Annotated in this window: 6 protein-coding genes; 4 read left to right on the forward strand and 2 right to left on the reverse strand. The window is 41.1% G+C overall.

What is annotated here, in order from left to right:
* Positions 1-172: 172 nt before the first annotated feature.
* Both fadA and fadB read right to left on the reverse strand, forming a co-directional pair.
* A complete protein-coding gene (fadA, locus tag PSF42_RS20140; RefSeq protein ID WP_213913960.1) occupies positions 173-1,339 on the reverse strand; it encodes an acetyl-CoA C-acyltransferase FadA in 1,167 nt (388 codons plus the stop codon).
* A gap of 4 nt (positions 1,340-1,343) precedes the next feature.
* A complete protein-coding gene (fadB, locus tag PSF42_RS20145) occupies positions 1,344-3,536 on the reverse strand; it encodes a fatty acid oxidation complex subunit alpha FadB (RefSeq protein ID WP_272680540.1) in 2,193 nt (730 codons plus the stop codon).
* Positions 3,537-3,793: 257 nt separating this feature from the next.
* Between fadB and pepQ the strand changes: the two genes are divergently transcribed.
* The 4 genes from pepQ to hemG are packed head-to-tail and all read left to right on the forward strand — an operon-like array spanning position 3,794 to position 7,807.
* Positions 3,794-5,128 carry a Xaa-Pro dipeptidase gene (pepQ, locus tag PSF42_RS20150; protein ID WP_125892761.1) on the forward strand — a complete coding sequence of 445 codons (1,335 nt, stop codon included), beginning with the start codon at positions 3,794-3,796 and terminating at the stop codon, positions 5,126-5,128.
* Positions 5,128-5,742 (forward strand): IMPACT family protein, encoded by a 615-nt coding sequence (locus PSF42_RS20155; protein ID WP_125892759.1) that lies wholly within the window; start codon positions 5,128-5,130, stop codon positions 5,740-5,742. The genes pepQ and PSF42_RS20155 overlap by 1 nt, the downstream gene beginning before the upstream one ends.
* A gap of 28 nt (positions 5,743-5,770) precedes the next feature.
* Positions 5,771-7,222 carry a Trk system potassium transporter TrkH gene (gene trkH, locus PSF42_RS20160; RefSeq protein WP_272680541.1) on the forward strand — a complete coding sequence of 484 codons (1,452 nt, stop codon included), beginning with the start codon at positions 5,771-5,773 and terminating at the stop codon, positions 7,220-7,222.
* A gap of 60 nt (positions 7,223-7,282) precedes the next feature.
* Positions 7,283-7,807 (forward strand): menaquinone-dependent protoporphyrinogen IX dehydrogenase, encoded by a 525-nt coding sequence (hemG, locus tag PSF42_RS20165; RefSeq protein WP_125892755.1) that lies wholly within the window; start codon positions 7,283-7,285, stop codon positions 7,805-7,807.
* Positions 7,808-7,961: the final 154 nt, after the last annotated feature.

Consider the following 7,961-nt stretch of genomic DNA (forward strand, 5'->3'; position numbering starts at 1 on the left):
AGCCCTAGCCACAGGCTTTTGTAGGCACCTATAAGGGGTATTTACTGGCAGCTTATCGATAGTCTCAATATACTTGTTGTCGCTATTTAGGCAAAAAGGGTAAAAAAAACCCGCCCCTGACTAGGCGGGAACATCGACAAATACAATGTTTGCGAAAACTAAAAATAAACTGTTAAACACGCTCAATAATTGTAGCAATACCTTGGCCGAACCCGATGCACATCGTAGCTAAACCAAATTGTTTATCGTTTTGTTCTAATTGATTAAGCAATGCGGTTGAAATCCTTGCCCCTGAACACCCCAAAGGATGCCCCAGCGCAATCGCTCCCCCGCAGAGGTTTACTTTATCATCTAATTGATTTTCTGATAGATTCAAGCCTTTTAGGCATGCGATAGATTGCGCGGCGAAAGCTTCATTTAATTCAATAATATCAATATCATTTAAAGTTAGCCCTGCACGTTTCAAAGCCAGTTCACTTGCTGGCACTGGCCCAAACCCCATGATTGATGGGTCGCAGCCAACAACAGCCATCGCACGTATTTTAGCTCGAGGCTTAATGCCTTGCTGAGTGGCATAACTTTCGCTGGTCAGTAACATCGCAGATGCACCGTCAGAAAGAGCCGATGAATTACCTGCAGTTACCGTTCCACTAACAGGGTCGAAAGCGGGGCGAAGAGCGGCTAAACCTTGGAGATTTGCATCAAAACGAATCACTTCATCATAATTGACTGAAATGAGGTTACCTGTAGCATCATGGCCACTAATTGGGACGATTTCGTTATTGAATTTCCCTTTTTCCGTCGCTAAGGCAGCAAGTTGGTGAGACCTTAACGCAAATGCATCTTGCTCTTCTCGACTAATCTTATACATTTTGGCAAGCATTTCAGCGGTTAGACCCATAGCACCTGCGGCTTTAGCAACGTGTAAAGTCAGCTTAGGGTTGAAATCTATACCATGAGTCATTGGTACGTGACCCATATGCTCCACTCCACCAATGAGTACTGATTTAGCATCACCAGTCATAATTAACCGGCTTGCATCGTGTATTGCTTGCATTGATGAACCACAAAGACGGTTTACTGTAACTGCAGGAACGGTATGAGGAATATCCGTGAGCAATGCTGCATTTTTAGCAATATTAAACCCTTGCTCCAGTGTTTGCTGAACACAACCCCAGATAATGTCATCCAATTCTTTTTTACTTGCGTTTGGATTACGTTCAAAAATTGCATTCATGAGGTGTGCAGAAAGGTCTTCAGCTCTAACATGGCGAAACACCCCACCTTTTGAACGGCCCATTGGTGTACGTATTCCATCAATAATGACGACATTTTCCATAAAATTAACCTCTCGCAACTTTTTTGACATCAATCGCCACGACAGGTGGCTGTGGGTAATATCTTGCATTGGTAGCCGCTTTTTCTTTTAAGCCACTAGGTGCGTGATATAGCGGGCTTAAGTGCTGCAAAGATTCCGTCGTTTTCAAGTAAGACTGGCTACCTAAGGTATCTAAATAGCAGAACACTCCGCCTCTAAATGGCGGGAAACCTAACCCATAGACCAAAGCAATATCTGCATCTGAAGGGCTTTGAATAATACCTTCCTCTAAGCAACGAACCACTTCGTTAATCATGGGAGCCATCATTCGAGCAATAATTTCTTCTTTGGTGAATGAGCGCTTTGTTGGACAAATAGTAGCTAGTAGTTCATCAGTCCTAGGGTCATCAATTTTTTTCGGTTTCCCTTTTTTATCTTTTTCATATTGATAAAACCCTTGGCCATTCTTTTGGCCAAATCGTTGTTGTTCATACATTACATCGATGGCATTTTTTCCTTTTTTCCCCATTCTTTCAGGAAAACCTTGGGCCATAACTTGTTCCGCATGAAAAGCGGTATCAATACCAACAACATCAAGGAGATAAGCAGGCCCCATTGGCCAGCCAAACTCTTTTTCCATGACTTTATCTATTTCTCTAAAGTCGGCTCCATCCTGTAACAGCAAGTTAAAGCCAGCAAAGTAAGGGAAAAGGACTCGGTTAACAAAGAAGCCAGGGCAGTCATTGACAACAATAGGGGTTTTACCCATTTTATTGGCGTAGGCAACAACCTTAGCAACCGTGTTATCAGAAGTTTGTTCTCCCCGGATAATTTCGACTAATGGCATCCGATGCACTGGGTTAAAAAAGTGCATACCGCAGAAGTTTTCTGGGCGCTTTAGTGATTTTGCGAGAGTTGAAATTGGAATCGTTGACGTATTTGAGGCCAGTATAGTTTCTGCTGTTACTAGAGATTCAACTTCAGACAATACAGCTGCTTTAACTTTCGGATTCTCAACAACAGCCTCAACGACGATTTGGCTATTTTCCACCCCGCTATAAGATAATGAGGGATGAATAGATGATAAGGTTGCCGCCATTTTAGCCGCTGTAATTTTTCCGCGTTCGAATTGATTATTTAATAGCTTTTGAGCCTCTTCAATTCCTAAGTCTAATGACTTAACATTAATATCTTTCATTAAGACCGGTACGCCTTTGCTGGCTGATTGATAAGCAATACCGCCACCCATAATCCCAGCACCCAATACGGTAGCATGTTTTGGAATATCAACGTGTTGTGCGATTTTTTTACTGTTTGACTTAACTTGCTGGTCATTTAGAAAAATACTGACTAACGCACGCGCAACATCACTATGTGCCAGAGGGACAAATGCAGCTGTTTCATGCTTCAATGCCTCATCACGAGTGCAATTTGCTGCTTTTTCAATCGTGTTCACAGCAGCCATAGGGGCTGGATAGTGTTTTCCAGCAACCTTATACACCATGCCTTTAGCAACATTGAAACTCATTGTTTGCTCAATAGGTTTCAATTGCAGAGGACTAAGTTTGGGTTGGCGTTTTTGCTGCCAATTAAAATCCCCTGCAACCGCAGATTCAATGACTTGAAGAGCTGATTGTGGGAGTGCTTCTGTGTTAACAATTGCGTCGATAAGACCGAGTTTTAAAGCTTGGGAGGCATCAACATCTTTACCCGCAGTAATAATTTCTAATGCGCTATCCAAACCAATTAATCGAGGTAGCCGAACTGAGCCACCAAAACCAGGCATGATCCCAAGTTTCGTTTCAGGGAGTCCAACTCGAGCATCTGGAGAGGCAATACGGAAATCAGTGGATAAAATACATTCACAGCCACCACCTAATGCATAGCCATTAATGGCGCAAATCGTTGGAACAGGCAGATCTTCGATGCGATTAAAAATACTATTAGCGTAGTGTAACCAATCACTTAGTGTTTCTTTTGACGCTTCGAAAAGCGAAAGAAACTCTTTGATATCAGCACCGACAATAAAAGCGGGTTTATCAGAGCGGAAAATTACACCTTGCAGTTCGGTTTGTTGTTCAAGAACAGACACGGCTTCATCAAGTGAAGCAACGGTGTGGGTATCCAATTTATTAATTGGCCCTGGTGAATTAAAAACCAGTTCTGCAATCCCTTGTTTCAACCATTGAATATAAATAGTGTCACTTTGATAAAGCATTCTGCTCTCCTCTACGTGGTAATGTTATCTGGTACGACCAGATGAGTTGAGTGTGACTAGAATGTTAATTAATTGCAAACTTTTAATAACAAAAATGGAAGGTTGGTCACAGCAATTAAGTGAAATAATTAATGTTTTAGATGATAAATTCATTATATATCAATTGATTATTGTGAGTTTGCAACAGAGTGCATATCCGTTAATAACAGAACGTGGTAAGCTTAATTTTTCTAATTAATGCTGAAAGGTTGAAAGAAATGGAAAAACTGACTGCACTCTACGCTGAACACATTAAAACGTTACAAAACAGAACTCAGCAAGTTTTACAGCGCAGCGAATTAGATGCCATATTGATTCATTCAGGTGAACCGCTACGCATCTTTCTTGATGATAGCGACTATCCGTTTAAAGTTAACCCTCATTTTAAAGCGTGGGTACCTGTCACCGATGTTCCACATTCATGGTTATTAGTTGATGGCGTAAATAAACCTAAGTTATGGTTTTATTCCCCTGTTGACTATTGGCATAGTGTTGAGCCATTACCGAATAGTTTTTGGACTAAAGATATTGAATTAATCCATTTAAAAAATGCGGATGATATCAAAACGTTTCTTGCTAATATTTCAAAAGAAAATGTTGCTTACATAGGCTCATCAGCAGAAAGAGCCGAGTCTTTAGGGATTTCTCTGCATAATATTAATCCCAAATTGGTTTTAGATTACTATCATTATCATCGCTCTTATAAGACAGATTATGAACTTTACTGCATGCGTGAAGCTCAAAAAATGGCCGTAAATGGGCACATTGCGGCTCTTGAGGCGTTCCGTGCAGGCATGAGTGAATTTGACATTAATGCCAGTTACTTGCAGTCGACTGGGCATCGAGACACCAATGTGCCTTATGGAAACATTGTTGCGCTGAATGAAAATGCAGCAGTGTTACATTACACTAAGCTGCAACAAACTGTGCCAAATGAACTGTACAGTTTTCTTATTGATGCAGGTACAGAATATAATGGTTATGCTGCTGATATTACGAGAACTTATGCAGCGAAGGGTAAAGATGAATTTGCTGAATTGGTTGCGGATGTCAATACGGAACAACTTGCTCTAATTGATACGATCAAGGCGGGTGTACGTTATACAGACTATCATGTGGATATGCATCACAGGGTTGCTAAAATACTGATTAAGCATGATATTGTTAAAGGTATTACCGAAGAGTCTATGGTGGAGAGTGGCTTAACAACGCCATTTTTGCCTCATGGTTTAGGGCACCCTCTTGGTTTGCAAGTTCATGATGCTGCAGGCTTTATGCAAGATGACAGGGGTACACATCTCGCGGCTCCTAAGATGTATCCATTCTTACGTTGTACTCGTGTTTTAGAGCCTAAAATGGTGTTAACTATTGAGCCTGGACTCTATTTCATTGAATCCTTATTATCTGAATGGCGAAATGGGGAGTTCAGCCAGCATTTTAATTGGGATAAAATCGAGTTCTTCAAACCTTACGGTGGGATCCGCATTGAAGATAATATCGTGATCCATGCAAATCGTATTGAAAATATGACTCGAGACTTACATTTACGTTAATGAAACCTTATTTAATACCGGCTGAAACCATTTCGTTTACAGAAGAGATCAAAAAAAGCCAATTTATTACGTATTTAGCTCATACAGATGGTATTGACGCGGCAAAAGATTATATTCAATCAATTAAAGCTCAATACCCAGATGCTCGGCACCATTGCTGGGCATTTGTTGCTGGTCGTCCTGATGATTCACAAAAGCTGGGGTTTTCTGATGATGGTGAACCAACAGGAACGGCGGGAAAACCTATCATGGCGCAACTATTAGGGAGCAACCTAGGGGAGGTTACCTGTGTTGTTGTGCGTTATTTTGGTGGGATAAAACTGGGAACGGGTGGGCTAGTTAAAGCCTATGGAAATGGTGCCCAGCAAGCATTAAAAATATTACCGACAAAGACAAAAGTACCACAAAAAATCTTTAATTTAGTGTGTGACTATTCATTGATTAATGCGATTGAACAATTGCTTGCTCAGGTGAATGGCACGGTTTTGCACAGTGATTATAATGAAACTGTCTCTTTACAAATTGCAATTCCTGCTACTCTTGAGCAGGAGGTCAATGATAAATTACGCGATATAAGTCGTGGGGCCTTAGCGCTCACGCCAGAATCGGAATAGTAAACAGTTTTATCAAGGAACCTGCCGAATGCATTTTCGTGCAATAACCCGCATAGTCGGGCTGCTTGTCATTATCTTTTCTTTTACCATGGTTATTCCAGGTATTGTTGCGCTAATTTATCGTGATGGCGCAGGGCGAGCTTTTAGCCAGACTTTTGTTACTGCTTTGCTAATTGGTCTTTTTTTGTGGCTACCAACCCGTAATAGCCGGCACGAACTTAAAGCAAAAGAAGGTTTTCTTATTGTTGTTTTATTTTGGACGGTACTGGGAAGTGTAGGAGCATTGCCTTTTATCTTTTCTGAAAGACCCAACCTGTCGGTCACTGATGCTTTTTTTGAATCGTTTTCAGGTTTGACTACCACCGGAGCGACAACGTTAACAGGGCTTGACTCCTTGCCCAAAGCCATTTTATTTTATCGGCAGATGCTTCAATGGCTAGGGGGGATGGGGATCATCGTACTTGCTGTTGCTATCTTACCGCTACTGGGCGTTGGGGGTATGCAGCTATATCGCGCAGAAATGCCGGGCCCGTTGAAAGACAATAAAATGCGGCCTCGTATTGCAGAAACGGCAAAAACATTATGGCTAATCTATGTACTGCTCACGATTGCCTGTGCAGTCGCTTTATGGATAGCCGGAATGGATGTTTTTGATGCCATTTCTCACAGTTTTTCGACTATCGCTATCGGCGGGTTTTCAACCCATGATGCCAGTATTGGTTATTTCAACAGTCCAGCAATTAACACTATCATTGGTGTTTTCCTGATTATCTCTGGTTGTAACTTCGGTTTACACTTTGCAGTACTAACTGGACGTAGTTTGGGGATTTATTGGCGCGATCCCGAATTTAGAATGTTCATCAGCTTCCAATTTGTCTTAGTGGTGATTTGTACTTTAATACTTATGTACCATTCAGTTTATGGTAGCTTCGGGCAAACACTTGATCAGGCGTTCTTCCAAGTGGTATCGATGGCAACAACCGCAGGGTTTACGACAGACAGTTTTTCCGGTTGGCCTCTTTTCTTACCAATGCTTCTATTATGTGCCGCATTTATGGGGGGATGTGCAGGTTCAACAGGGGGCGGACTAAAAGTTATTCGTATCTTGTTGCTTTTCTTGCAAGGTTCGCGTGAATTAAAGCGTTTAGTTCACCCAAATGCGGTCTACACGATCAAACTGGGGCAGCGTGCATTGCCTGAAAGGATCATCGAAGCGGTTTGGGGGTTCTTTTCTGCCTATGCACTTGTTTTTGTCGTCAGCTTATTATTGCTGATTGCAACAGGTGTTGATGAATTTTCCGCATTCTCAGCAATAGCAACCACACTTAATAATTTGGGACCAGGCCTTGGGACTGTTGCAGATAACTTTACGTCAATGAATCCAACGGGTAAATGGATTCTAGTGGTGACTATGTTATTTGGGCGTTTAGAAGTGTTTACTTTATTAGTGTTACTGACTCCAACTTTCTGGCGTGAATAATTGAGTGCAATCTATATATAAGACTATCTATATAGAAATGATAATAATCTAGGAACGATAATGAGCTATTTACTTTTACATTCCAGTACAGACGGGCAAACTAAAAAAATCATTTTAAAAATGGCGGAACAACTGAGAAGCTCGGGTCGTGAATGTGATATTCGTGATTTAAATACTGACCAACAGTTTAATTTATCAGGCTACGAGAAAGTATTAGTAGGGGCATCCATTCGTTATGGGCATTTCAATAAAAAACTGCAACGTTTTGTGGGAGCTCATCAAAATCAATTGAACTCAATGAAGACTGGTTTTTTTGCTGTAAACTTAACGGCAAGAAAAGAAGGTAAGAATACGGCTGAAACTAACGCGTATACACGGAAGTTTTTAGAAGCGTGTCCTTGGAAGCCAACATTGAAATCTGTTTTTGCTGGAGCGCTGTTTTATCCGCGTTATACATGGTTTGATAGAATGATGATCCGCTTAATTATGAAAATGACAGACGGCCCAACTGACCCGAAAACAGAGATTGAGTATACTAACTGGGAAAAGGTTGCCGAATTCGCTGCGGAATTTGAACAGTTGTAGGTCGTAATTTCAACAAAATGTAGTTATTTTGCATTATTTGTTTAATAAATCATCGCTTGGTAAAATAAATCAAAAAAACACTTGCGAGAATTTTTCGACTCCCTATAATGCGCATCCGTTGTCACGACAAACCGGTTAGAAGAAAACTTCTAAA

Origin of the sequence: Providencia sp. PROV032, from assembly GCF_028484875.1 — a bacterium.
Classification (GTDB): Bacteria; Pseudomonadota; Gammaproteobacteria; order Enterobacterales; family Enterobacteriaceae; genus Providencia; species Providencia rettgeri_E.

Bases quoted from the DNA above. Each gene is read 5' to 3' on its own strand.
- fadB (WP_272680540.1), bottom strand. From the start codon at position 3,536: ATGCTTTATCAAAGTGACACTATTTATATTCAATGGTTGAAACAAGGG.
- trkH (WP_272680541.1), top strand. From the start codon at position 5,771: ATGCATTTTCGTGCAATAACCCGCATAGTCGGGCTGCTTGTCATTATC.
- fadA (WP_213913960.1), bottom strand. From the start codon at position 1,339: ATGGAAAATGTCGTCATTATTGATGGAATACGTACACCAATGGGCCGT.
- hemG (WP_125892755.1), top strand. From the start codon at position 7,283: ATGAGCTATTTACTTTTACATTCCAGTACAGACGGGCAAACTAAAAAA.
- PSF42_RS20155 (WP_125892759.1), top strand. From the start codon at position 5,128: ATGAAACCTTATTTAATACCGGCTGAAACCATTTCGTTTACAGAAGAG.
- pepQ (WP_125892761.1), top strand. From the start codon at position 3,794: ATGGAAAAACTGACTGCACTCTACGCTGAACACATTAAAACGTTACAA.